Origin of the sequence: Stappia sp. (genome assembly GCF_040110915.1) — a bacterium.
GTDB lineage: Bacteria > Pseudomonadota > Alphaproteobacteria > Rhizobiales > Stappiaceae > Stappia.
Genome location: NZ_CP157793.1, coordinates 3,655,361 through 3,676,848, shown reverse-complemented (window position 1 = coordinate 3,676,848; position 21,488 = coordinate 3,655,361). Strand labels below are relative to the sequence as shown.

Annotated in this window: 16 protein-coding genes and 1 pseudogene; 8 read left to right on the top strand and 9 right to left on the bottom strand. The window is 69.3% G+C overall.

What is annotated here, in order from left to right; genetic code table 11:
* The first annotated feature begins 5 nt into the window (after positions 1-5).
* Positions 6-788: a 3-hydroxybutyrate dehydrogenase gene (locus ABL312_RS16370; RefSeq protein ID WP_349358466.1), complete on the top strand. Its 783-nt coding sequence runs from the start codon at positions 6-8 to the stop codon at positions 786-788.
* 40 nt (positions 789-828) lie between these two features.
* Complete coding sequence (locus ABL312_RS16365; protein ID WP_349358465.1) at positions 829-1,845, top strand: patatin-like phospholipase family protein; 1,017 nt, start codon at positions 829-831, stop codon at positions 1,843-1,845.
* A gap of 457 nt (positions 1,846-2,302) precedes the next feature.
* On the opposite strand, the gene ABL312_RS16360 is transcribed toward ABL312_RS16365, so the two are convergent.
* Positions 2,303-2,767: a L,D-transpeptidase gene (locus ABL312_RS16360; protein ID WP_349358464.1), complete on the bottom strand. Its 465-nt coding sequence runs from the start codon at positions 2,765-2,767 to the stop codon at positions 2,303-2,305.
* A gap of 183 nt (positions 2,768-2,950) precedes the next feature.
* Between ABL312_RS16360 and ABL312_RS16355 the strand changes: the two genes are divergently transcribed.
* The gene (locus tag ABL312_RS16355) at positions 2,951-3,778 is read left to right on the top strand and encodes a pentapeptide repeat-containing protein (RefSeq protein ID WP_349358463.1); all 828 of its coding nucleotides are present in this window, start codon (positions 2,951-2,953) and stop codon (positions 3,776-3,778) included.
* An 87-nt stretch (positions 3,779-3,865) separates the two neighbouring features.
* On the opposite strand, the gene ABL312_RS16350 is transcribed toward ABL312_RS16355, so the two are convergent.
* The 3 genes from ABL312_RS16350 to ABL312_RS16340 all read right to left on the bottom strand — a co-directional run bounded on the left by ABL312_RS16350 (position 3,866) and on the right by ABL312_RS16340 (position 8,514).
* Complete coding sequence (locus ABL312_RS16350) at positions 3,866-4,705, bottom strand: MipA/OmpV family protein (RefSeq protein ID WP_349358462.1); 840 nt, start codon at positions 4,703-4,705, stop codon at positions 3,866-3,868.
* Positions 4,706-4,851: 146 nt separating this feature from the next.
* Complete coding sequence (locus tag ABL312_RS16345; protein WP_349358460.1) at positions 4,852-6,900, bottom strand: FAD-dependent oxidoreductase; 2,049 nt, start codon at positions 6,898-6,900, stop codon at positions 4,852-4,854.
* 51 nt (positions 6,901-6,951) lie between these two features.
* Positions 6,952-8,514: a trimethylamine methyltransferase family protein gene (locus ABL312_RS16340; RefSeq protein ID WP_374730213.1), complete on the bottom strand. Its 1,563-nt coding sequence runs from the start codon at positions 8,512-8,514 to the stop codon at positions 6,952-6,954.
* A 192-nt stretch (positions 8,515-8,706) separates the two neighbouring features.
* Here ABL312_RS16340 and ABL312_RS16335 point away from each other — a divergent pair, with 192 nt between their 5' ends.
* The gene (locus tag ABL312_RS16335) at positions 8,707-9,615 is read left to right on the top strand and encodes a LysR substrate-binding domain-containing protein (RefSeq protein WP_349358458.1); all 909 of its coding nucleotides are present in this window, start codon (positions 8,707-8,709) and stop codon (positions 9,613-9,615) included.
* 28 nt (positions 9,616-9,643) lie between these two features.
* On the opposite strand, the gene ABL312_RS16330 is transcribed toward ABL312_RS16335, so the two are convergent.
* Together ABL312_RS16330 and ABL312_RS16325 are read right to left on the bottom strand one after the other, a co-directional pair.
* Entirely contained in the window at positions 9,644-10,657 is a 1,014-nt protein-coding gene (locus ABL312_RS16330) for a methyltransferase (RefSeq protein ID WP_349358457.1), read from the bottom strand.
* A gap of 268 nt (positions 10,658-10,925) precedes the next feature.
* Positions 10,926-12,155 carry a urate hydroxylase PuuD gene (locus tag ABL312_RS16325; protein ID WP_349358456.1) on the bottom strand — a complete coding sequence of 410 codons (1,230 nt, stop codon included), beginning with the start codon at positions 12,153-12,155 and terminating at the stop codon, positions 10,926-10,928.
* Positions 12,156-12,347: 192 nt separating this feature from the next.
* On the opposite strand from ABL312_RS16325, the gene ABL312_RS16320 reads away from it, so the two are divergent.
* From ABL312_RS16320 to alc, 3 genes and pseudogenes are all read left to right on the top strand, one after another.
* Complete coding sequence (locus ABL312_RS16320; RefSeq protein WP_349358455.1) at positions 12,348-13,328, top strand: LysR family transcriptional regulator; 981 nt, start codon at positions 12,348-12,350, stop codon at positions 13,326-13,328.
* A gap of 187 nt (positions 13,329-13,515) precedes the next feature.
* A pseudogene (uraD, locus tag ABL312_RS16315) lies at positions 13,516-13,995 on the top strand (2-oxo-4-hydroxy-4-carboxy-5-ureidoimidazoline decarboxylase); the annotation flags it as partial.
* Positions 13,996-14,108: 113 nt separating this feature from the next.
* On the top strand, positions 14,109-15,122 hold the full coding sequence (alc, locus tag ABL312_RS16310; RefSeq protein WP_349358454.1) for an allantoicase: 1,014 nt from the start codon (positions 14,109-14,111) through the stop codon (positions 15,120-15,122).
* A gap of 33 nt (positions 15,123-15,155) precedes the next feature.
* On the opposite strand, the gene ABL312_RS16305 is transcribed toward alc, so the two are convergent.
* Positions 15,156-15,920 carry a glutamine amidotransferase gene (locus tag ABL312_RS16305; protein WP_349358453.1) on the bottom strand — a complete coding sequence of 255 codons (765 nt, stop codon included), beginning with the start codon at positions 15,918-15,920 and terminating at the stop codon, positions 15,156-15,158.
* A gap of 150 nt (positions 15,921-16,070) precedes the next feature.
* Positions 16,071-16,535 carry a TerB family tellurite resistance protein gene (locus ABL312_RS16300; RefSeq protein WP_349358452.1) on the bottom strand — a complete coding sequence of 155 codons (465 nt, stop codon included), beginning with the start codon at positions 16,533-16,535 and terminating at the stop codon, positions 16,071-16,073.
* A 247-nt stretch (positions 16,536-16,782) separates the two neighbouring features.
* Here ABL312_RS16300 and ABL312_RS16295 point away from each other — a divergent pair, with 247 nt between their 5' ends.
* Positions 16,783-19,674, top strand: a complete 2,892-nt coding sequence (locus tag ABL312_RS16295) for an AsmA family protein (protein ID WP_349358451.1) — start codon at positions 16,783-16,785, stop codon at positions 19,672-19,674.
* Positions 19,675-19,832: 158 nt separating this feature from the next.
* On the opposite strand, the gene ABL312_RS16290 is transcribed toward ABL312_RS16295, so the two are convergent.
* Positions 19,833-21,434 carry a CYTH and CHAD domain-containing protein gene (locus tag ABL312_RS16290; protein ID WP_349358450.1) on the bottom strand — a complete coding sequence of 534 codons (1,602 nt, stop codon included), beginning with the start codon at positions 21,432-21,434 and terminating at the stop codon, positions 19,833-19,835.
* Positions 21,435-21,488: the final 54 nt, after the last annotated feature.

Below are 21,488 nucleotides of genomic sequence, written 5' to 3'. Positions count from 1 at the left end.
CCCCCATGCTCACCTCCAAGACCGCGCTCGTCACCGGCTCGACCTCCGGCATCGGGCTGGCCATCGCCCGGACCTATGCGAAGAACGGCGCGAATGTCGTCCTCAACGGTTTCGGCGACGCGGACGAGATCGAGACGATCCGCGCCGGCATCGAGGCGGAGCACGGCGTGGCCTGCCGCTATTCGTCCGCCGACATGACCAGACCCGACGAGATCGCCGCCATGATGGCGGACGCGGAGAAGGAGTTCGGCGCGGTCGACGTGCTCGTCAACAACGCCGGCATACAGCATGTGTCGCCGGTCGAGGAGTTTCCGGTCGAGAAGTGGGACGCGATCCTCGCCATCAACCTGTCGTCGTCGTTCCATACGATCCGCGCGGCGGTGCCGAAGATGAAGGAAAAGGGCTGGGGCCGGATCATCAACACGGCGTCCGCGCACGCGCTGGTCGCCTCGCCCTTCAAGAGCGCCTATGTGGCGGCCAAGCACGGCATCGCCGGGCTGACCAAGACGGTGGCGCTGGAGGTCGCGCAGAACGGCATCACCGTCAACGCGATCTGCCCGGGCTACGTCTGGACGCCGCTCGTCGAGCGCCAGATCCCCGACACCATGAAGGCGCGCGGGATGACCGAGGAGCAGGTCAAGAACGACGTGCTGCTGGCCGCCCAGCCGACCAAGGAGTTCGTCACCGTCGATCAGGTGGCGTCGATGGCGCTCTATCTCACCTCCGACGCGGCGTCCTGCATCACCGGCACGATGCTGCAGCTCGACGGCGGCTGGACGGCGCATTGATGCGCCGTCACGGCACCGCCGGCCGGGCGGATCCCGCGCCATGACCCGGGCCCTCAAGCCAATCAACCTGGCGCTCCAGGGCGGGGGCGCGCATGGCGCCTACACCTGGGGCGTGCTCGACTGGCTGATGGAAAGCGAGCGCTTCCGCGTGGAAGCGGTGAGCGGCACCTCGGCCGGGGCGATGAACGCGGTGGTGCTGGCGGCCGGGCTCACCGAAGGTGGCGCGGAGGGCGCGCGCGCCGCGCTGCACCGCTTCTGGAAGGCGGTGAGCGACCGCGCCTGGCTCAGCCCGATCAAGCGCTCGCCACTCGATGTGATCATGGGTGAGTGGAGCCTCGACATGTCGCCGAGCTTCCTCGCCTTCGATCTCGCCTCCCGGTTTTCCTCGCCCTACGAGTTCAATCCGCTCAACATCAATCCGCTGCGCGAGGTGGTGGAGGAGACGGTCGACTTCGAGGCGGTGCGGGCCTGCGACCGGATCGCGGTGCATGTGGCGGCGACCAATGTGCACACGGGCAAGATCCGGGTGTTCTCGGGTGCGGAGATCGATTGCGACGCGGTGATGGCGTCGGCCTGCCTGCCGCATCTCTTCCAGGCGGTGGAGATCGACGGCGTGCCCTATTGGGACGGCGGCTACATGGGCAATCCGCCGCTGTTTCCGCTGTTCACGCCGAAAGGCACCGCCGACACGGTGCTGGTGCAGATCAACCCGGTCGAACGGGCCGAAACGCCGAAGAGCGCGCGCGAGATCCTCAACCGGCTGAACGAGATCACCTTCAACTCCACGCTGCTGCGGGAGATGCGGGCGATCGAGTTCGTCACCCGGCTGATCGAGGAGGGCAAGCTCGACACGGACCACTATCAGAAGGTCCATATCCACCGCATTTCGGCGGACGGGCTGAAGCCGCTTCAGGCGTCGTCGAAGGTCAATGCCGAATGGCGCTTCCTGACGCATCTGCGCGACATCGGCCGCAAGGCGGCCGCGGACTGGGCGGACGCGCATTTCGACGATGTCGGCGTGCGCTCCAGCGTCGACCTGCGCGCGGAGTTTCTGTGACGCGCGGAGTTTCTGTAACGCGCGGGAGCTCGTCCGCCTCGACTTAACGCCTTGATAACGCTTTCGCGCTTCGCCTCGCGTTCTGCGATGCAGGCGGCGTTACCAGATCGTCAATGCGATCCAGATGTCGGCTTTTCGACGGGGGGAGCGACGAGATCTGGAAAAAGCAGCGTGCCAACCATTTGGCAAGGGTTTTGCTCCACAGTTGGCACGCTGATAGTCAGGTTGTGCGTCGTCAGCGATTGGCGGACGAGGGAAGGCGGCAAATGCGACCCCGCCGGCTTCCTTCGTCCCGTCACCTTTCGCCCGTGACCTCTCGCCCGTGACTTCTCGCAAAGACACGATCTCGCGAGAGGGGAGCCAGTCGGTCAGCCCGATGGCCCCATCGATCGGTGCGTACACTAGGCCAAACCGTTCGCCGCGAAAAGACACGGACGCCGGGACCTTGGCGGAAAGGTTACCGGGTAATGACGATTCGCGCATTGCTCTTTCCATGGCGTTTCACCAGGGCGAACAGCCGGCGCGCATTGTCGGGATGCAGCCGCACGCAGCCATGGGAGGCGGGTTGGCCGAGGCTCTTGATCGCGGTGGTGCCGTGGATGGCGTAGCCGCCGTGGAAGAAGATCGCATGCGGCATCGGCGCATTGTCGTATTTTCTGGAGAAATAGCGCTCATGCATGCGCCCCGGCCGGAATGTGCCGGTCGGCGTGCGATAACCGCGCCTTGCGGTGGAGACGAGCCAGGTCGCGATCTGCCGGCCGTTCTCGTAGACGCGCATGCGCTGCTCGGACAGGTCGATGCGCGCCACCAGGCTCGCCGCCTCGGCGCGCGGGGCCTCGAGCACGCTCAGACAGGCCGCGATCAGAAGCGTCAGCGCAAGCGTGGCGCCCGGCAACCGGCCGACGAGGGTCCGCAGTCTCATGGTCCGTTTCCACCCTGTATCCCGCCAAATCCTAGCAGCATGTCGCCGGCTTGCCATCCGCGCAGGTCCGTATCGGCATGCCGGCCGGCGCGCGGTAACGTCCTGGCCACGGGACGCCCTTACAATGCCATTCGACGCACTTACCTTTTCACAATGCGCCACGCCAAAACCTTGAGGTTCGTCATGCAAGTCCTCCCCCCGGTCCGGGTTCTGCTGTCCGCTCTCGCCGGTCTCCTTCTTGCCGCGGGCGCGCCGGCGGCGAGCGAGGCCGACCTTGAGCGCCTGCTGGAAAGCGGCGCCTGCGTGCGCTGCGACTTCCGGCTCGGCGAGCTGCGCGGCCTGTCGGTGGAAAAGGCCGATCTGTCGCGGGCGGTGCTGCGCGAGGCGGACCTGAAGGAGGCCAGGCTGGTCGGCGCCAATCTGCGCGGCGCGGATCTGCGGCGCGCGGAGGTCGAGCGTGCCGATCTCAGCCTTGCGGATTTCCGCGAGGCGTCGATGCGGGGCGTCGATCTGGAAAAGGCGACCCTCATCGAAGCCGACTTCGGGGACGCCGACCTGCGCAACGCGGATCTCAACGAGACGGTGGCCTCGCGCGCCCGCTTCGACGATGCCGATTTGCGTCTGGCGATGATGATGCGCGCCAGGGCGGACGGCGCGTCGTTCCGCGCGGCCAAGATGGACGGCATCAATCTGGAGCGCGCGGATCTGCGCGGCGCCGATCTCAGCGGCGCGCGGCTGATGTTCTCCGATTTCGACCGGGTCGTGGCGACCGGTGCGAATTTCCGCAATGCCGACCTGTCCGGGGCGCATTTCTCCAGCGGCGATCTGAGCGGCGCCGACCTGACCGGGGCGAAGCTTGAAAACACGCTGTTTCGGCGCACGCGCCTCGTCGGCGCGGATCTCACGGGCGCGCGGGGGCTCGACGAGGCCCGGCTCGTCGGCGCCTGCGGCGACGAGACCACCCGCTTGCCCGACGGCGTCATGATCGAGGTGTGCTCGGACCTGCGGTGAGCGCCGGCGACCCTGCCTCCGACAGATCCGCGCATGAAAAAGCCCGCCGGGTGGCGGGCTTTTTGCTGGCCTGTTGGCGAGGCGAGGTCAGTCGAACAGGTCGAAGGCGAAGCGGTAGGTGACGCCCGCGCCGATGGAGAACTGGTTCTCGTCGCCGTTCTTCACGATGGGGCTGTTCTTGGCATCGCCGATGTAGCGGTCCCAGCCGGCCTGCACGTGCAGCGCGGTCCGGTCGGTGACCGAATAGCTGAGGCGTCCCAGAACGCCGACCGACTTGAAGCCGCCATCGGGATTATAGGCGGTGAGGCGCCCGCCGGAGCCCGCCGCTTCCGCCGCCGTCACCCCGAAATAGGTGTCCATGTAGTCGCCGCTGGCGAAATCCGCGCGCGGGCCGAGGCTGAGCTGCACCCGCTCCAGCGGGTTGAACACCACGTCCGCGCCGATCTGGCCGACCTGCCCGGAGTGGCCGTTGATGCCCTGGCGCAACTCCACGAAGGCGCGGAACCAGTCGTAGCGGAAGCCCGCGCCGGCACCGAGCTCAAGTGCCCAGTTGACGGTGTTGGTGCCGGTCAGATCGACATTGTCGGTGGCCTTGCGCTCGCCGATGAAGTTGAACGAGGGGAAGAAGAAGAAACCGCGGGTGTTTTTCGCGCCGTCCGCGACCTGGCCGAGACCGGGCAGGTAGAAGCGGCCGACCGAGACGATGGGCAGCGGATAGACGAGCATGCTGTCCGCGCCCTCGTAGCGCGGCTTGGCGATGGCGCCGACGCCGAGGTCGATCACGAACTGGCGGTCGGGGAGCGGCATGTCGTCGGGCGGCGACAGGCCGTCCTGGGCTTTGGCCGGGGCGGCAAGCGCCAGCGCCAGCGCGCTCGACAGAAGGAGGCTCTTGCGGATGTGGCGCGTGGGGAGACGAAGATGACGCATGGGGAGGAGCTGCTCCGGCGAACTGAACACGGTTTCCTGCCTTATACGCGCATTCGGCGCGGAAAGCGCTAACGCGCGCGCAAATCCGCGCGAGTGTTGCAGCTTTGCATCGCCGGTCTGCCGGGCGGTCCGCGCGGCGGGCGCCGTCACAGATCCTTGGTCAGCCGCAGCGCCTCGTAGATCGCGGCGTGGATGTTGCGCGAGGCGACCGCATCGCCGATGCGCGCCAGATCGAAGGACCCTTGCGGATTGCGCAAGGGGAAGGGCGTCTCGCCCCTGGCCGCGATCACCCGTCGCCAGTCGATGGCGCCGAGATTGCGCGCCGCCGGCTTGAGCGCCCGGTAGAGCTCGTCGAGCGGGAGCGTGCCGTGTTCGACGACGAGCTGGTCGATCCGGCGGTCCCGGGTCGCCGCGCTGTAGTCGGAGCCGAGCGTGGCCACCAGTTCGTTGCCCTCGCGGGCAACGCCAATCACCCGGGTGTTGATGGTGATCGTCGCGCCGGCCTCCTGAAACAGACGGGCATAGGGGACATGGTTGAGCCCGCCCATTTCGGGGGCGAAGAAGCGTTCGGGCGTGACGATCTCGACCTGCGCGCCGGCGCGGACGGCGGCTTCCGCCGCCTGCATGCCCGGATGCCCGCCGTTGTCGTCGTAGACGAGCACGCGCCCCGCCGGCTTCACCGCGCCGGAGACGATGTCCCAGGACGACACGGCGAGCTCGTTGCCTCGCGCGAGGATCTCTGTGTTCGGCAGCCCGCCGGTGGCGATGAGGACCACATCGGGCTGGAGCGCCAGCACGTCCTCCGCTTCGGCATAGGTGTTGTAGCGAAAGGTGACCCCGGTGGCGGCACATTGTTCCAGCCGCCAGTCGACGATGCCGATCAGCTCGCGCCGGCGCGGGCTTTGCGCGGCGAGCCGCACCTGCCCGCCGGCCTGCGGCGCGGCCTCCAGCACGGTGACCTCATGCCCGCGCTGGCCCGCGACGCGCGCCGCCTCCAGCCCCGCCGGACCGGCGCCGACCACGACGACACGGCGCGGCGCGCCGTGCGTGCGTGCGATCACATGCGGCATGGTCGCCTCGCGCCCCGTGGCCGCATTGTGGATGCACAGCGCCTCGTGACCCTCGTAGATGCGGTCGAGGCAGTAGGTCGCGCCGACGCAGGGGCGGATCTCGTGCTCCCGTCCCTCCATCACCTTGCGGCCGATGTGCGGATCGGCGATATGCGCCCGCGTCATGCCGACCAGATCGAGCTTGCCCTCGGCGATGGCGTGGCGCGCGGTGGCGACATCGGAAATGCGCGCGGCGTGGAACACGGGAAAGCGGGTCTCGGCGCGCACCTCGCCGGCGAAGTCGAGATGCGGCGTGGAGGCCATGCCCTGGATCGGGATCACCTTGGACAGGGCGGCATCCGTGTCGATATGGCCGCGAATGAGATTGAGGAAGTCGACACGACCGCCGGCGACCAGGCGCCGGGCGATCTCCACCCCTTCGGCGCGCGTCAGGCCCTTGTCCCAGTCCTCGTCGGCGACCATGCGCACGCCGACGATGAAGTCGTCGCCGACGCGGGCGCGGATCGCCGCCAGCACCCGATGCGTGAAGCGCAACCGGTTGTCGAGCGATCCTCCATGGTCATCCTCGCGGGTGTTGGTGGCGGGCGACCAGAACCCGTCGAGCAGATGGCCGTAGGCCTCCAGCTCGATGCCGTCGAGGCCGGCGGCCTGCATGCGTTCGGTCGCATCGGCGTAGTCGGTGGCGATGCGCTCCAGATCCCAGTCCTCCGCCTCCTTGGGGAAGGCGCGATGCGCCGGTTCGCGGATCGGCGAGGGCGCCAGCACCGGCAGCCAGTCGGCCTTGTTCCAGCCGGTGCGCCGGCCGAGGTGGGTGATCTGGATCATCACCGCCGCGCCATGGTCGTGGCAGTCGTCGGCGAGCCGCTTCAATGCCGGCACGATCTCGTCCTTGTAGGCGTGCAGATTGCCGAAGGCGGCGGGACTGTCGGGCGAGACCACGGCCGAGCCCGCCGTCATGGTCAGCCCGATGCCCCCCTTCGCCTTTTCCACGTGGTAGAGGCGATAGCGCTCGCCCGGCAGGCCGTCTTCGGAATAGGCCGGCTCATGCGCCGTCGACATCAGCCGGTTGCGCAGGGTCAGATGCTTGAGCTGATAGGGCTGGAGCAGGGGATCGGTTGCGGTCATGGCCTGTCCGTGACGGGAGCGGTCTGCGATCGGCTGCGGGAGGACGCCGGGTCAGTACCAGGCGTCGTCCATTGAGGCCTTCTTGCGGGCGATATAGTCGGTGAGCGCCTCGTCGAGGGCTTCGTCGAGCGCCGGCGCCTCGTAGTCGGCGAGCATTGCCTTCCAGCGGGCGTTGGCGCGGGTGGCGGCGTCGATCCGCCCGCCCTCGTCCCAGGTCTCGAAGGGGTCGTTGTCGGCGAGCTGACTGTCCCAGAAGCAGGTCTCGTAGTTGGTCATCGTGTGCGCGCAGCCGAAGAAGTGGTTGCCGGGCCCGACCTCGGCGAAGGCATCGAGCGCGAGCGAATTGTCATCCACGGCGACACCGGCGAGATAGCTGTGCAGCGCGCCGCACTGGTCGACGTCGAGCACGAATTTCTCGTAGCTCATCGACAGCAGGCCATCGAGAAAGCCGGCCGAGTGCAGCAGGAAGTTCGCGCCGGACTGCACGGCGGAGAGCATCGACATGGTGCTTTCCTGCAAGGCCTGGGCGTCGGGGAGCTTCGAGGTGGTGAAGGCGCCGGCGCAGCGCAGCGGCAGGTTCAGCCGCCGGGCGAGCTGGCCGACGACCAGCGATCCGGCCGCCGGCTCCGGCGTGCCGAAGGTGGGCGAGCCCGAGCGCAGCGCCATGGACGACAGGAAGTTGCCGAAGATCACCGGCGCGCCGGGGCGCACGAGCTGGGTGAGCGCGCAGCCCACCATGGTTTCGGCCAGCGCCTGGGCGATCGCGCCGGCCGTGGTCACCGGCCCCATGGCGCCGCCCAGGATGAAGGGCACGATCACCGAGCCCTGGTTGGCGGCGGCATAGGCGCGGATCGCGCCCGTCATCGCGCCGTCCCAGACGAGCGGCGAGTTGACGTTGACATTGCCCATGATCACGCAGTCGCGCTCGACGCGCTCCGCGCCGAACAGGATGCGCGCCATCTCGACGCTGTCCTCGGCGCGCTCCGGCGCGGTCACCGAGCCGAGGAACGGCTTGTCGGAAAAGCGCATATGCGCATAGACCATGTCGAGGTGGCGCTTGTTGACCGGCACGTCGGTGGGTTCGCACACCGTGCCGCCGGAGTGATGCAGCCACGGGGCCGCACAGGCGAGCTTCACGAAGTTCTGGAAGTCCTCGAGCGTGCCGTAGCGCCGGCCGCGGTCGAGATCCATCACGAAGGGCGAGCCATAGGCGGGCGCGAAGGCCATGTGCGGGCCGCCGATCTCGACCGAGCGGGCCGGATTGCGCGCGTGCTGGGTGAAGACGGCCGGCGCGGTCTTGAGGATCTCGCGCAGCATGCCGGGTTCGAAGGTGCAGGTGAGCCCCGTTCCCCCGGCCCCGGCGGCGCGAAACAGCGCTAGCGCCGCGTCGTCGCCGCGGATCTCGACGCCGATCTCGGCGAGGATCCGGTCGGCGGCGGCCTCGATGCGCAAAAGCCGCTCCTCGTCGAGGATGTCGTAGGGCGGGATCTGGCGCGTGATGTAGGCGGGCGCGGCATGCCCGCCCGAGGCCCGTCGCGCGCGCCGCCGGTCGCGGGCGCCGCCGCCCTCGGAGCGTGTCGCGCGCCGGCGCGGACGGTCCTCTTCCTGGAGCATCGGGTCCGACATGATCGCGTCTCCTCCCTGCCGGCCCCCACCCGCGCCTGCACTCTTGCTTGCAATCACGCGTGATAGGGCCGTTGGCCGGATGGCCGAGCCGGGGTCCTCCAACCCCGTCGATGTCAGCGTAGCGCTGCGGCAGGCCCGCGTAATGCTGGAAAATTCTCACGCGTTAGATAGGCTGAGCTTATGGAAAGCCTGCGCCACCTCCTGCCCTCCGCCGGGGCGCTGATCGCCTTCGAGGCCGCCGGCCGGCACGGCAGCTTCACGCGGGCGGCGGAGGAACTCGCCATGAGCCAGGCGGCGGTGAGCCTTGCCGTGCGCGGGCTGGAGGAGACGTTGGGCGTGCGGCTGTTCCATCGCCGTCACCGGCGGGTGGAGCTAACCGAGGCGGGCGCGCGCTTTCACGCCGACGTGGCGCTGGGGCTCGGCACCATTCGCAAGTCGGCGGAGGAGCTGAAGGCGCTGGGCGGCGAGCGGCACGTGACGCTGTCCGCCTCCACCGCCTTCGCCAGCTTCTGGATGCTGCCGCGCCTGGCGCGGTTTCGCGCGGATCTGCCGGAGATCGATCTCCGGATCCAGACCGGCGAGCGGGATATCGACATCGGCGCGGAGAATATTCCGCTCGGCGTGCGGTCCGCCCCGCTCGGCGCCTTCTTCGCCTATGAGGCGGAGTGGCTCGCCCCGGAGCGGATCGAGGCGGTGGCCGGGCCGGCCTATCTGGAGCAGCACGCCCCGCCCGAATGCCCGGCCGATCTTCTGCGCCACCGGCTCATTCATCTGGAGGAGCCCTATCGGCCTTGCGCGGATTGGGGCGACTGGTTCGTGTCCGCCGGGGTGGCGCGGCCCTCGCGCGCCAATGCGCTCTTCATCAACGACTATGTGCTCGTCGTGCAGGCGGTGATCGCCGGCGAGGGCGTGGCGCTCGGCTGGAAGCATCTGACCGACCGCATGGTCGAGACCGGCGTGCTGGCCCGCGTCACGACCCATGTGCTGGAAACGGCGACGCCGTTCCAGCTCGTGTGGCCGCGCGACCGGGCGCTGTCGCCGCAGGCCGAGCAGGTACGCGACTGGTTTCTCGAGCAGCGCGGCGGGTGAGGGCGCGCCCTTGTCCTCGGGCGTGTCCTCAGGCGGGGCGGGTGCCGACCGCGAGCTTCGTCATGCCGGGGATCAGGGGCGCCACGGACACCTCGGTCAGGCCGGCGTCGCGCAGCCGCGCGGCGAGCCAGTCGTCGCTGATGGAGCGGGCCTCCGGCGTGAAGGCCGTGTGCTGCAACTGCCACAGCGCGGTGTTCTTGGGCCCGGCCCGGTCGGCGTCGACCACGAAGTCGTGCACGAGCAGCCGCCCGCCCGGCGCGAGATGCTCGACGGCACGCGCGATCAAACCCTCATGGGCGTGATCGGGCACGCCGGACAGAAGGTAGGACATCAGGATCACGTCCTGATCCTTCGGCCATTCGGTCTCCAGCGCGTTGCCCGTGCGATAGGAGATCCGGTCGTCGAGCCCGGCGCGCGCCACGAAGTCGAGCCCGAGCTTCGCCACATTGGGAAAATCGACGATGGTCGCCGTGAGTTGCGGATTGGCCTCGCACAGCGTGATGGCGAAGGCACCGGTGCCGCCGCCCACGTCCAGCAGCTTGCGCGCGTTCGAAAGATCGATCTTGCGGGCGAGCGATTGCGCCGGGCCGAGCGAGCCGGCGTGCTGGCTCTCGGAGTAGAGCCGCGCCTCCTCGGCATCGGAAAACCAGTCGGCATAGGAAGCGGTCGCGTCGTCGGGCAGATCGCCGGTCAGCGCCGGTTCGATCTGGTCCATCAGCGGATACATCTGCTGGCCGACCTGCAGACGCAGATAGTCGGAGAAATCGTATTTGGCGCCCTTGACCAGAAACCGCTCGGCCGCCGGCGAGTTCCTGTAGGTGTCGCCCTCCACGCTCGTCAGCCCGAGCGCGGTGAGGGCGGTCAGCAGCGTGCGGCAGCGTTCCGCGGGCAGATCGACCGCGTCGGCCAGCGCTTCGGCGCGCATCGGCCCCCTGGCAAGCGTCGTGAAGACGCCGAACCGAAGGGCCGCGAACAGCGCCTTCGACCCCATGTAACCGAAGGCGATATCGGAGATTTCTTCCGCTTCCGTCAGCACCGGCATCGTTGATCTCTCTCCCTGTCACGGTCGGCGGCCGCGCGCGAAAAAATCGAGCGGGCAGCGGCGCGCCGAAATGTCTTTGCGGCCCGGATCGCCAACGAACCGGACATGCGCGAATTGCGCGAAGGCGGGGTGCGAGATCTTGATAATACGTTTTGCCGGGAACTTCCACCTTTCCGCTGCCCGCATTTTCGGCAGGCGCGAAAATGCGCCACCTTGCGCGCGCGGATGACGTCGCGGCGTGCTCGGGTTTGCGCGTGCTACGCGTCGTTCAGCGGGTCGCGCTGTCGTACCAGGCGGCGAGCAGCGCGCGCTCGGACGCTTCCATGTAGGTGAGATTGGCCGGCGGCATGGCATCGGTGCGCGCCGCCTGCAGGTAGATCTCGCGCGCGTGGCGGGCGATCTCGGCGTCGGTTTCCAGCAGCACGCCCTTGGGCGCGACCGCCATGCCCTCCCACAGCGGCTCGGCCGCGTGGCACATGGAACAGCGGATCATCACCGTCTCGCGGACCTGTTCGAAATGCGGATCGTCGACGAAGCGGGCGAGATGCGGCGCGCCGACGCCCGCTTGCGCGTCCTCCGCCGCCTGATAGGCCGGCGCGAGGCCCGACAGCCAGACGACGGCGGCGAAGAGGGCGGCCGTCGCGCCCCAGGTCCACCACGGATAGCCCTTGCCCGCGTGCATCGTATTGAAGAAATGCCGGATGGTGACGCCCATCAGGAAGACGAGCGCCGCGATCAGCCAGTTGTATTCGGCGGCGAAGGCCAGCGGATAATGGTTCGACAGCATCAGGAAAATGACCGGAAGGGTCAGATAGTTGTTGTGCAGCGAACGCTGCTTGGCCTGCGCGCCGAGCGCGGGGTCCGGCGTGTCGCCCTTCAGCAGGGCCGCGACCACCTTCTTCTGGTTGGGAATGATGATCATGAAGACATTGGCCGACATGATCGTCGCGGTGAAGGCGCCGAGGTGCAGGAAGGCGGCCCGCGCCGTGAAGATCTGCGTGTAGCCCCAGGCCATGACCACCAGCACGGCGAAAAGCACCACCATCAGCCCCGTCTGGCTGCGCCCGAGCGGCGAGCGGCACAGGAGGTCGTAGAGAATCCAGCCAAGCGCGATGGAGGCGATGGAGACGGCGATCGCCACCGGCTGCGACATCTCCAGTACATTGGGGTCGATCAGATAGAGATCGGCGCCGGCGTAATAGACCACCGCCATCAGCGCGAAGCCGGACAGCCAGGTCGCGTAGCTCTCCCACTTGAACCAGGTCAGATGTTCGGGCATCGCGGCCGGGGCCACCAGATACTTGCGGATGTGGTAGAAGCCGCCGCCGTGGACCTGCCATTCCTCGCCATGGGCGCCGGGCGGCAGGTCGGGCGCCTTGCGCAGCCCGAGGTCGAGGGCGATGAAATAGAAGGACGAGCCGATCCAGGCGATGGCCGTGATCACATGCAGCCACCGCAGGGCGAAGGCCGCCCAGTCCCACAGGATCGCCGCTTCCATCCGCTGTCTCCTTTTCGCGCCGGGTCATTCGCGCCGGGTCGTTCGCGTCGTGCGGGTCGCACCCCGCCGGTCGCGCCCGCGAAAGCGTGGCAGATCCGATATTTGCAAGAAAGCCCGACGATTTCTCCATCACTATCAAGAAATCCCTGAAAATGCTAAGACGCCGGCGGGCTTCGACGGGTCAGGCGCTTCATGTCCTATGTGAACAATCTCAAGGTGTTCGTGCGGGTGGTGGATCTCGGCAGCATGTCGGCCGCGGCGCGCGACCAGCGTGTGTCGCCGGCGGTCGTCTCCAGCCGCATCGCCGATCTGGAGCGGCATCTCGGCGTGCGTCTGTTCAACCGCACGACCCGCAAGCTCACGCCGACCGAGCACGGCACGATCTTCTACAAGGGGGCGGTGAAGGTCCTCGACGCCATCGAGGAAGCGGAAGCCGCGGTCGCCGATGTCGCCGGCCATCCGCGCGGCTCGATCTTCGCCGCCGCGCCGCTGGGGATCGGGCGGCGGCTGATCGCGCCGCTGATCCCGCAGTTCAAGGCGGCCTATCCGGACGTCGACGTGCGCCTGCGGCTCTCCGACCGGGCCCTCGATGTGCTGGGCGAGGGGCTCGACATCGCCTTCGTGCTCGGAACGCCGCCCGATTCGGCCCTGCGGCTCCGCCCGATCGCCGAATGCGCGCGCGTGTTGTGCGCCGCGCCCTCCTACATCGCGGCGCACGGCCGACCGGAGCGCGGCGCCGACCTTCTGCGCGACCGTCACCAGTGCCTGCTGCTGCGCTTTCCCGGCGCGCGGGAGTTCCAGTGGACGCTGCAGGGGCCGGACGGGCCGGCGCGCTTCGAGGTGTCGGGGCCGTTCGAATCGGACGACGGCGACGTGCTGACCGACTGGGCGCTCGCCGGCTGCGGCATCGTTAACAAGCCGCTCTTCGAGGTCGCCGACCATCTGAGGAGCGGGGCGCTGGAGGTTGTTTGCGCCGAAACCCCGCCGCCGCCGGTCTCCTTCGCCTGCCTTTATCCGCACAAGCGCCACCAGGACCCGAAGATCCGCCTGTTCATCGATTTCGTGACGCAGCGGTGCAAGGCCCGGCTGGCCGCAGGCATGGACAGCGCGCCGGCCAGGGACGACAGTGCCGGGCCCGCAGCCCGGCAGGCGGACGCATCTCTTTCAGGATGATTTTGATAATCGCCCCGATTGTCTTGCATTACCAATGGATGCGGCACTCGCTGATCGCGTGTGCGGGTGCCGACAGGCTGGGGCGAAAGACTGGGCCGAAAGACTGGGCCGAAAGACTGGGTCGAAGGACAGGGAGGGTTCGCGCATGACGACGCCACAGGTGCGGGTGTCCGAGATGACGGCGGCGGCTTTCGTCGCGCGCTTCGGCAGTGTGTTCGAGCATTCTCCGTGGGTCGCGGAGCGCGCCGTCGCGGCCGGGCTCGGTCCCGAGGCCGACAGCGCAACGGGGCTGCATGCGGCCCTTGTCGCGGCGTTTCGCGCAGGCAGCGACGCGGAGCGGCTTGGCGTGCTGCGCGCCCACCCGGATCTCGCCGGCAAGCTCGCGGCGGCGAAGCGGCTCACGGCGGCCTCGGCGAGCGAACAGGCTTCGGCCGGGCTCGATGCGTTGACCGATGCCGAGCGCGCCCGCTTCGTCGAGCTCAACACCGCCTACACGCAGCGCTTCGGCTTTCCCTTCATCCTGGCCGTGAAGGGGCGAACCAAGGCCGAGATCCTGGAAAACTTCGAAAGCCGGATCGACAACGACCGGGACACCGAATTCGCCACCGCCTGCGCGCAGGTGGAACGCATCGCCCTGTTGCGGCTCAAGGATATCTTGCCCGATTGACCCAACGGCGCGGCCGGTCCCGTCTCGACGCGGACTGCCCGCGCAGACCCCAGACGCTGACCCCAGGCGCCAATGAGGCGCCAGCCACGCGCCAATCAAACAAGGGTTTCGACATGACGCCGTCTTCCGACGATCCCCGCCCCGCCTTCGCCCGTCGCGACATCAATCTCGCCTCCGCCGGCCTCGGCGCCGAGGCGATCTCCGTGACCGACGATTTCTTTGCCGATGTGTCGCGCATGCTCGCCGACGCCGATGCGGTGTTCGTGCCGGACAAATACGACGATCACGGCAAGTGGATGGACGGCTGGGAATCGCGCCGTCGACGCGGCCCCGGCCACGACAGCGCCGTGGTGCGGCTTGCCGCGCGCGGCCGCATCACCGGGTTCGACGTCGACACGTCGCATTTCACCGGCAATTTTCCGCCGGCCTGCCGGATCGAGGCCTGCGCCGTCGACGGCGATCCGGACGCGACGACTGAGTGGCACGAGGTGCTGCCGATGACGCCGCTGGGGCCGAGCGCGCATCATTATCTCACCTGCGACAGTGCGGCCGTGTGGAGCCATGTGCGGCTCCATATTCATCCGGACGGGGGCGTGGCGCGGTTGCGCGTCTACGGCCGGCCGGAGCTCGACCGTGCGGCCGTCGAAGGCGGCGACCTGGATCTCGCCTCCGCGCTCAACGGCGCGCGCATCGTCGCCTTCTCCGATGCGCATTACGGGTCCTACCACCGGCTGCTGGCGCCGGGGCGCGGCTGCAACATGGGCGACGGCTGGGAAACCCGCCGGCGCCGGGAGCCCGGCAACGACTGGATCATCGTGGAACTGGGCGCGCGCGGGATCATCGACCGGGCGCGCGTCGACACCGCCTTCTTCAAGGGCAATTTTCCGGAAAGCTTCTCGTTGCAGGCGGCGGATCTCGGATCGCTTGCCGGCGATCTCGCGGAGGCCGTGGTGACCGCGTCGATGTTCTGGGACGAGGCGATCGCGCGCACCCCGCTCACCGCCGACGCCATCCACGACATCGCGACCGAACAGGTGCGCCCGCTCGGGCCCGTCACCCATGTGCGGCTCAACATCTATCCCGATGGCGGCATCAGCCGGCTGCGGCTTTTCGGCCGTCTGGCCTGAGGGGTTGGACCGCCCGGCCGCGCGTCGTCGTGCCTACTGCGCGGCGTCGGCCAGGGCGGCCTTGTCGTCGGCGCGCCCGATCCAGCGGTCGAGAAAGCCGTCGAGCCAGGCCTTCACGGGCGGATCGAAGACGAAGCGGCCGGCGAAATGGTCGCGCCGCTGACGGGCGCCGGGGAGTTCCATGCGCGGTGCGGCGCGCGTCGTCCAGCGCACCATCATGTGGTAGGTCAGCTCCGGGTGGAACTGCACGCCATAGGCGGCCGGTCCCACGCGGATCGCCTGATTGGGATAGGTGTCGCCGCGCGCCAGCAGGGTCGCCCCGCGCGGGACGTCGAAACCCTCGCGGTGCCACTGGTACACCTTGGAGGGCCAGCGCATCATCTCCCGGCCGGCGTCGGTCGCGTGCAGGTCGTAGTAGCCGATCTCGACCAGACCGTCGTCGTGGCCGTAGACGCGGCCGCCCAGATTGCGGGCCAGCATCTGCGCGCCGAGACAGATGCCGAGGAAGGGCTTTTCCTCGCGCAGCGGCACGTCGATCCAGTCGATCTCGCGGGTGATGAAGGCGTCCGGGTCATTGGCGCTCATCGGCCCGCCGAAGATCACGGCGCCGGCGTGTTCGGCGAGCGTGCGCGGCAGCGGATCGCCGAAGCGCGGACGGCGAATGTCGAGCGCAAAGCCGCGCCGGATCAGTTCCTGCCCGACGCGTCCGGGCGTCGAGGTTTCCTGATGGAGCACGATCAGGACGCGCGGGCGGCCGTGGAAATAGCCGGGATCGAGTTGCCTTGGATCGATGATCATGGGCTCAATCTATAGCGTTTCGGCCGGCTCCGTCGACCCCGCCGTGCCTGCCGCCGCCTCCGTGATGGCGAAGATGCCCGACACCCGCAGGCGGCACCCGCCGCCGGTGTGCCGGCAGACCGTGGCGGGTGGCGGCCGGCACGCGGAGGCTCAGGAGGCCTCGTCCTCGCCCGCCACCTTGCGCCGCAGCGCCAGCCGGTCGCGCGAGGAGATGCCCAGAAGCTCGGCCACGCGCCACACGGTGTTGTCCTCGAACTCGTGCACCGAGCCGTCGGCGTAGACGAGCTGCCACATCATCTCGAGGACCTTCAGCCGTTCCTCGATCTCCAGATTGCGCTTGAGCACCGAGGTGAAGCCGTAGAGGTCCACCGCCTCGTTGTCGCGTTCGGTCGCTTCCGCGATCAGTTCGGCGGTCATCTCCGGCGTCAGCTTGTAATGCTGCGCCAGCACGTCCTTGAGGGTCGCGCGTTCCGCGTCGTCGACGACCCCGTCGACGGAGACGATGTGCACGAGCAGGGCGGCGGCGGCCAGCCGGTGGTCGTCCTCCGCGAAGCGCAGGCCGTCGCCCTCGCCGGTCACGGCGCTTTTCAGGAATTGCCTGAGCTTGTCGAACATGCGCTCTCCTTGTTGCATCCGCGCGATCGCGGCAGCATCGGCAATTGCCGCCGTCTTGTCCATGACTGGTGTTCATGACCGGGGTTCATGGCCGCTGCCCGTGGCGGGGTCTACGGCAGCGTGCCCGGCGCGGATTGCCGGCAGGCCTCGCGCGGCCCGCGCGCGCCGACTTGCAGGCGGGGGGTGGACGGTCACGCTGCGGCCATGCTTTGCCGTACACTGGCGGTGATTCGCAGACGAGCGGGGAATGCGCGTGAAACGGGTGGTGATCGGCCTTTTCGGCCTCGTGTTCGTCCTGGTGACGGTGGTGCTCGTCGTGCCGCTGTTCCTGCCCAAGGATGCGATCCGCGACGAGCTGATCGCGCAGATCGAGGCGCGCACCGGATGGCGCGTGCGCATCGACGGGCCGGTCGGCCTTTCGCTGCTGCCGGGATTCCGCATGACGGCCGGCGATGTCGGCCTTTCCGGCGCGGCCGCCGGCGACGGCGTGGAGTTCGTGGCCGCGCGGGAGATCGACTTCGGTCTCGCCTGGGAAGGGCTCTTCGGCGGCGACATCCGCATCACCCATGTGGCCCTGTCCGCGCCCACCGTGCAGGCCGAGATCGGACCCGACGGCACGCCGACCTGGTCGCCGCGCCGCGCCTTTCCCGCCGACCGATGGACGTCCGCGACCCGCGCCATCGCCGAAAGCAACGGCGAGCCGAGCCCCGCGCCGGCGCGCGAGGAGACGCCCGTCGCCTCCGCCGAAACGGCGGCGGCGGAAGGGCTCGATGCGGGCTCCCGGCTGCTTGCGCGCATCGGCATCGACCGGCTTACCATCGCCGAGGGGCGTCTCGTCTATGCCGACCGCCGCAGCGGCGCGCGGCACGAGGTGTCCGACGTCGACATGGAATTGCGCCTGCCGGCGCTCGCCGGGCCGCTCGATGTCGAGGGCGGGCTGACCTATCGCGGCGTGCCGCTTCAGGTGTCGGCGCGCGTCGCCGCGCCGCTGGCCCTCGGCGAGGGCGGGGAAAGCGCGCTCACGCTGGCGATCACGGCGGCCGGCGCGCGGGTGGAGACGGAAGGAACGCTCGCCCCGTCGGGCACCTCGGTGCTCGCCCTGTCGCTGGCCGGCGACGATCTGGAAGACACGCTTGCCGCCTTTCAGGCGCAGACGGGCCGTGAGCTCGGTCCCTTCGCCCTTACCGCCAGTCTGACCGCCGCGCCCGAACGCGTCGAAGTGCGCGAGTTCGTGGCGCAGGCGATCGGCGGGTCGATCCGGGGCGGCGGCCGGGTCGATCTCGACGGGGCGGAGCCCGCGATCACGACCAAGCTGACGCTCGCCGATTTCGCGCTGGAATCCCTTCTCGGGCTGGCCGGCCGGACCGAGCAGGCGAGCGGCACGCTCGGCGGCGAGATGCGCCTGGCCGCGCGCGGCGGCGATGCGGCGGCGCTGCTCGGCACGCTGGATGCGACCGGCCGGATAACGCTTGCCGGCGGCACGGTCGAAGGTCTGCCGCTCGCCGGCGCGCTGGCCGAGCTTCCCGGGGCGGATCGGCTCGACGACATCGCCCTGTCGCTCGATGTCAACGGCTTCGACGGGCCCGTGGCGCTGTCCGGCGGATTTGTCTGGCGCGACGAACGCTTCACGGTCGACGGCGGCGCGACGCCCGCGCTGGCGCTCGCCGGTCTGCCGGCGCCGGTGCGCCTCAGCGTCGACAGCGCCCGGGTGCGCGCGGGCTACGAGGGCACGGCAACGGCCGCCGGCGCGCTGGCCGGCGACGTGCTGCTGGAAACCGCCAACCTGCGGGCGCTGGCCGCCTGGCTCGGCTCGCCCTTGCCCGAGGGCGGCGGGCTCGGCCGCTTCGCCTTTTCCGGCGGTCTCGACGTCACGGACGACGCGGTGCGCTTCACCGAGGCGGCGATCACGCTCGACGACATGCGCGGGCGCGGCTCCGGCGCGGTGCGGTTTGGTGTGCGGCCGCGCGTGACCGCGACGCTCGCCCTCGATCGGCTGGGGCTCGATCCCTATCTCGACGGCGCTTCCGGACAGAGGTCTGGCGCGGCCGCTGCCGGCGGAGCGGCGGGCGCGGCCCCCGCATCGCAGGGCTGGTCGACCGCGCCGATCGACCTGTCGGGTCTTCGCGCCGTCGACGCGGATCTGTCGCTGACCGCCGAGGCCATCGTCTGGGACCGGCTGGAGATCGGCCGCAGCCGGCTGGACGTCGCGCTGGAGGGCGGACGGCTCTCCGCCACGCTCGCCGAACTGGCGCTCTATGGCGGCGGCGGGCGCGGCGAACTGGTTCTCGACGGATCGGGGTCGGTGGCCGATATCGCCGCCGCCTTCACCCTCGAGGGTCTCGCGGCCAAGCCGTTCCTCACGGCGGCGGCCGACTTCGACTGGATCGAGGGGCGGGTGGCGACCCGTCTCGACGTGACGACACGCGGCGCCAGTCAGGCGGATCTCGTCTCCGGCCTGACCGGCACCGCCGGGTTCGACTTCGCCGACGGCGCCATTCTCGGCCTCAACATCCCGCGCATGGTGCGCGGTCTCACCGTCGACACGCTGCTCGGCTGGGCCAGCAATCCCGCGCAGAAGACGGATTTCTCCAAGCTGGCGGCGAGTTTCCGGATCGACAAGGGGATCGCTTCCTCCTCCGATCTGCAACTGGCCGGGCCGCTGGTGCGCATGACCGGCGCGGGGCGCGTCGACATGCCGGCGCGCACGCTCGACTGGCGCTTCGAGCCGCGCGTGGTGGCGGATCTGGACGGCAATGCAAGTGCCGCCGACGGCGAGCTCGCGGGCCTCGGCGTGCCGGTGATCGTGCGCGGACCCTGGGACCGGCCGCGCATCTATCCGGATATCGAGGGCATCCTGCAGGATCCGCAGGCGGCGCTGAAGAAGCTGGAAGGTCTGGGCGGCGGGCTGTTCAAGGCCCTGAAGGGGTACGGCGGCGCGCCGGATCTTGGAACGGTCGCAAACGAGGCCGTGGAGCGCGTCACCGGGCAGACCGGTATCGACGTGCAGAAGGTGATCGACGGCGAGGTCGACGACAAGCAGGTGCTCGACGCGGTGGAGCAGGGCTTCGGACTGCCGTCCGGCTTCCTCGGCTCCTTCGGCATCGGCCGGCGACCTGAGGCACCGGACAGCGGTCAGTAGCTTGCGGGCCGCAGGGCCCGGGGTCGCGACCCGGAGGGTGTGCCGCAAAGACCTGACGGCGCCGAGCCGTGGCATAGCATCGGCGATACCGAAACGGGGTCGAACGGGGGCACCGGCTTTCCGGGCCTCCAAGCCGCAGGAACGGGGCGCGGCGCGGCTTAGCGCCAGAATTTCTCCGCGTGGCGCGTGTCGTCCCATTGCGCGCGGGCGTGGCTCCAGGCCTCTTCCGCGCGGCGTTCGTGCCAGCCCATGACGAAGCCGGCGGCCAGCATCAGGGCGCGCGCGTCGCTGCCCGGGTCGCCGTCGGGGTCGCCTGTCGGATCGTCGCCCCGCGCGGCGGCGAGCTCCGCCAGCTTCTGGGCCATCACCACGTCGTTGAGATAGCCGAACACATCCTGCAGGCGCTTCAGCGTCTTGAGGAAGGGTTTCACCGTCTTCGGCTTGAACAGCGGCTGGTAGAATTCCAGCACATAGCGCAGCTTCTTGAGCGTCTTGCGCAGATCGTGACGCTCCTCGAGCGTCAGATCGTCGATCCGCACGCCGAGCTTCGCCGCCGCCTTCCAGCGTTTTTCCAGCGCGGCGCGGGCGAAGTCCGTCACCGGCATGGTCAGTGCGGGCGCGGGCGTGTCGTCGTCCCCGGCCTGCCGCTGCCAGCCGTTGCCCTCGGCCATGGCGCCGAGATCGAACAGCACCTCGTTGACGCTGGCCGACTGGACGGCCTCGCGCAGGCGCAGCCGTTCGGCGGCCCGCTCGGCGGCAATGGTGTCATGCAGCCGGTCGACGGCGACCGAACCGCCGGCGATCGCCTCGACCGGCGCGACGATCTCGTCGGTGAGCACGTCGAGATCGCGCAGCGCGCCGACGCGGGCGGCGAGCGCCCGGGCATTGGCGTCGAGCGCGGCATGGCGCTCCGGGTCGATGTATTTGCGGTGAACCCGCAGCGCGCTGCGCAGGCGGCGCAGGCCGACCCGCATCTGATGCGGGCCCTCGGGATCGTCCGTGTCGAGGATGGCGTCGCGGTTGGCGGCGATCTGCGTCAGGCAGGAGCGCAGAACCGCGCGAAAGGCGGTTTCCGCCGTGTCCGTCTTCGCCGAGATCTGGGCCGGCCGGGCATTTTGCGGACGCACCGGCGCCGCGCCGCCCGACAGCAGCGCATAGCCCCGTCCGGCCTTGCTGGTTGCGGAAAAGCGGGCGGTTTCCGTGCCCTTCAGGGTCTTTGCAAGCCGGAAGAGATCGTCGACCGGGCCGGTCTTGAGCTCGAACTCGGCCTCGAACAGCGGGACGGTTTCGGCCTCGGTGCGGATCTCGCCCGCGTCGAGCGCCAGCTCGATGGCGGTTCCCGCCTCCGTGGTGAACAGCCGCGTGGTGCGGCGCATCTCGGTTTCGAAGACCGCATCCAGCGGCTTGCCGTCGATGAGCGCCCACACCCCGTCGCGCAGCTCCGCGTCCTGGATCTGCGTCAGGTCCGGAACAGGGGCCGCAATGGTCACCTCGACCTCGCGCGGGGTCGACAACCCGCCGCTGATCCCGGTCCCCGCCTTGACGGTCTGCACCCAGTCGCGTCCGACCTTGCGCACCCGCAGGCTCCATTTCGCACCCTTGAGCGCGAGATCGGGCGTGTCGAAATAGATGGAGCGCAGGGTGCGCGTCACGGCGCGCTCGACGGCGAAGCCATCGGGCGCCGACGCGCTTTTCAGGCGCTTCAGGGCGTCTTCGCCCAGTTCGAGCTTCAGCTCGATTTCACGTTGGGTCTCGGTCATGCAACCGCTCTAGCGCCTTTTGGCGAAACTGTCCACAAAAGCGCACTGAGCGCG

What these genes read in the sequence shown, in the direction of transcription:
- ABL312_RS16370 (WP_349358466.1), top strand. Translation starts at nt 6, where the DNA reads ATGCTCACCTCCAAGACCGCGCTCGTCACCGGCTCGACCTCCGGCATC.
- ABL312_RS16365 (WP_349358465.1), top strand. Translation starts at nt 829, where the DNA reads ATGACCCGGGCCCTCAAGCCAATCAACCTGGCGCTCCAGGGCGGGGGC.
- ABL312_RS16360 (WP_349358464.1), bottom strand. Translation starts at nt 2,767, where the DNA reads ATGAGACTGCGGACCCTCGTCGGCCGGTTGCCGGGCGCCACGCTTGCG.
- ABL312_RS16355 (WP_349358463.1), top strand. Translation starts at nt 2,951, where the DNA reads ATGCAAGTCCTCCCCCCGGTCCGGGTTCTGCTGTCCGCTCTCGCCGGT.
- ABL312_RS16350 (WP_349358462.1), bottom strand. Translation starts at nt 4,705, where the DNA reads ATGCGTCATCTTCGTCTCCCCACGCGCCACATCCGCAAGAGCCTCCTT.
- ABL312_RS16345 (WP_349358460.1), bottom strand. Translation starts at nt 6,900, where the DNA reads ATGACCGCAACCGATCCCCTGCTCCAGCCCTATCAGCTCAAGCATCTG.
- ABL312_RS16340 (WP_374730213.1), bottom strand. Translation starts at nt 8,514, where the DNA reads ATGCTCCAGGAAGAGGACCGTCCGCGCCGGCGCGCGACACGCTCCGAG.
- ABL312_RS16335 (WP_349358458.1), top strand. Translation starts at nt 8,707, where the DNA reads ATGGAAAGCCTGCGCCACCTCCTGCCCTCCGCCGGGGCGCTGATCGCC.
- ABL312_RS16330 (WP_349358457.1), bottom strand. Translation starts at nt 10,657, where the DNA reads ATGCCGGTGCTGACGGAAGCGGAAGAAATCTCCGATATCGCCTTCGGT.
- ABL312_RS16325 (WP_349358456.1), bottom strand. Translation starts at nt 12,155, where the DNA reads ATGGAAGCGGCGATCCTGTGGGACTGGGCGGCCTTCGCCCTGCGGTGG.
- ABL312_RS16320 (WP_349358455.1), top strand. Translation starts at nt 12,348, where the DNA reads ATGTCCTATGTGAACAATCTCAAGGTGTTCGTGCGGGTGGTGGATCTC.
- alc (WP_349358454.1), top strand. Translation starts at nt 14,109, where the DNA reads ATGACGCCGTCTTCCGACGATCCCCGCCCCGCCTTCGCCCGTCGCGAC.
- ABL312_RS16305 (WP_349358453.1), bottom strand. Translation starts at nt 15,920, where the DNA reads ATGATCATCGATCCAAGGCAACTCGATCCCGGCTATTTCCACGGCCGC.
- ABL312_RS16300 (WP_349358452.1), bottom strand. Translation starts at nt 16,535, where the DNA reads ATGTTCGACAAGCTCAGGCAATTCCTGAAAAGCGCCGTGACCGGCGAG.
- ABL312_RS16295 (WP_349358451.1), top strand. Translation starts at nt 16,783, where the DNA reads ATGCGCGTGAAACGGGTGGTGATCGGCCTTTTCGGCCTCGTGTTCGTC.
- ABL312_RS16290 (WP_349358450.1), bottom strand. Translation starts at nt 21,434, where the DNA reads ATGACCGAGACCCAACGTGAAATCGAGCTGAAGCTCGAACTGGGCGAA.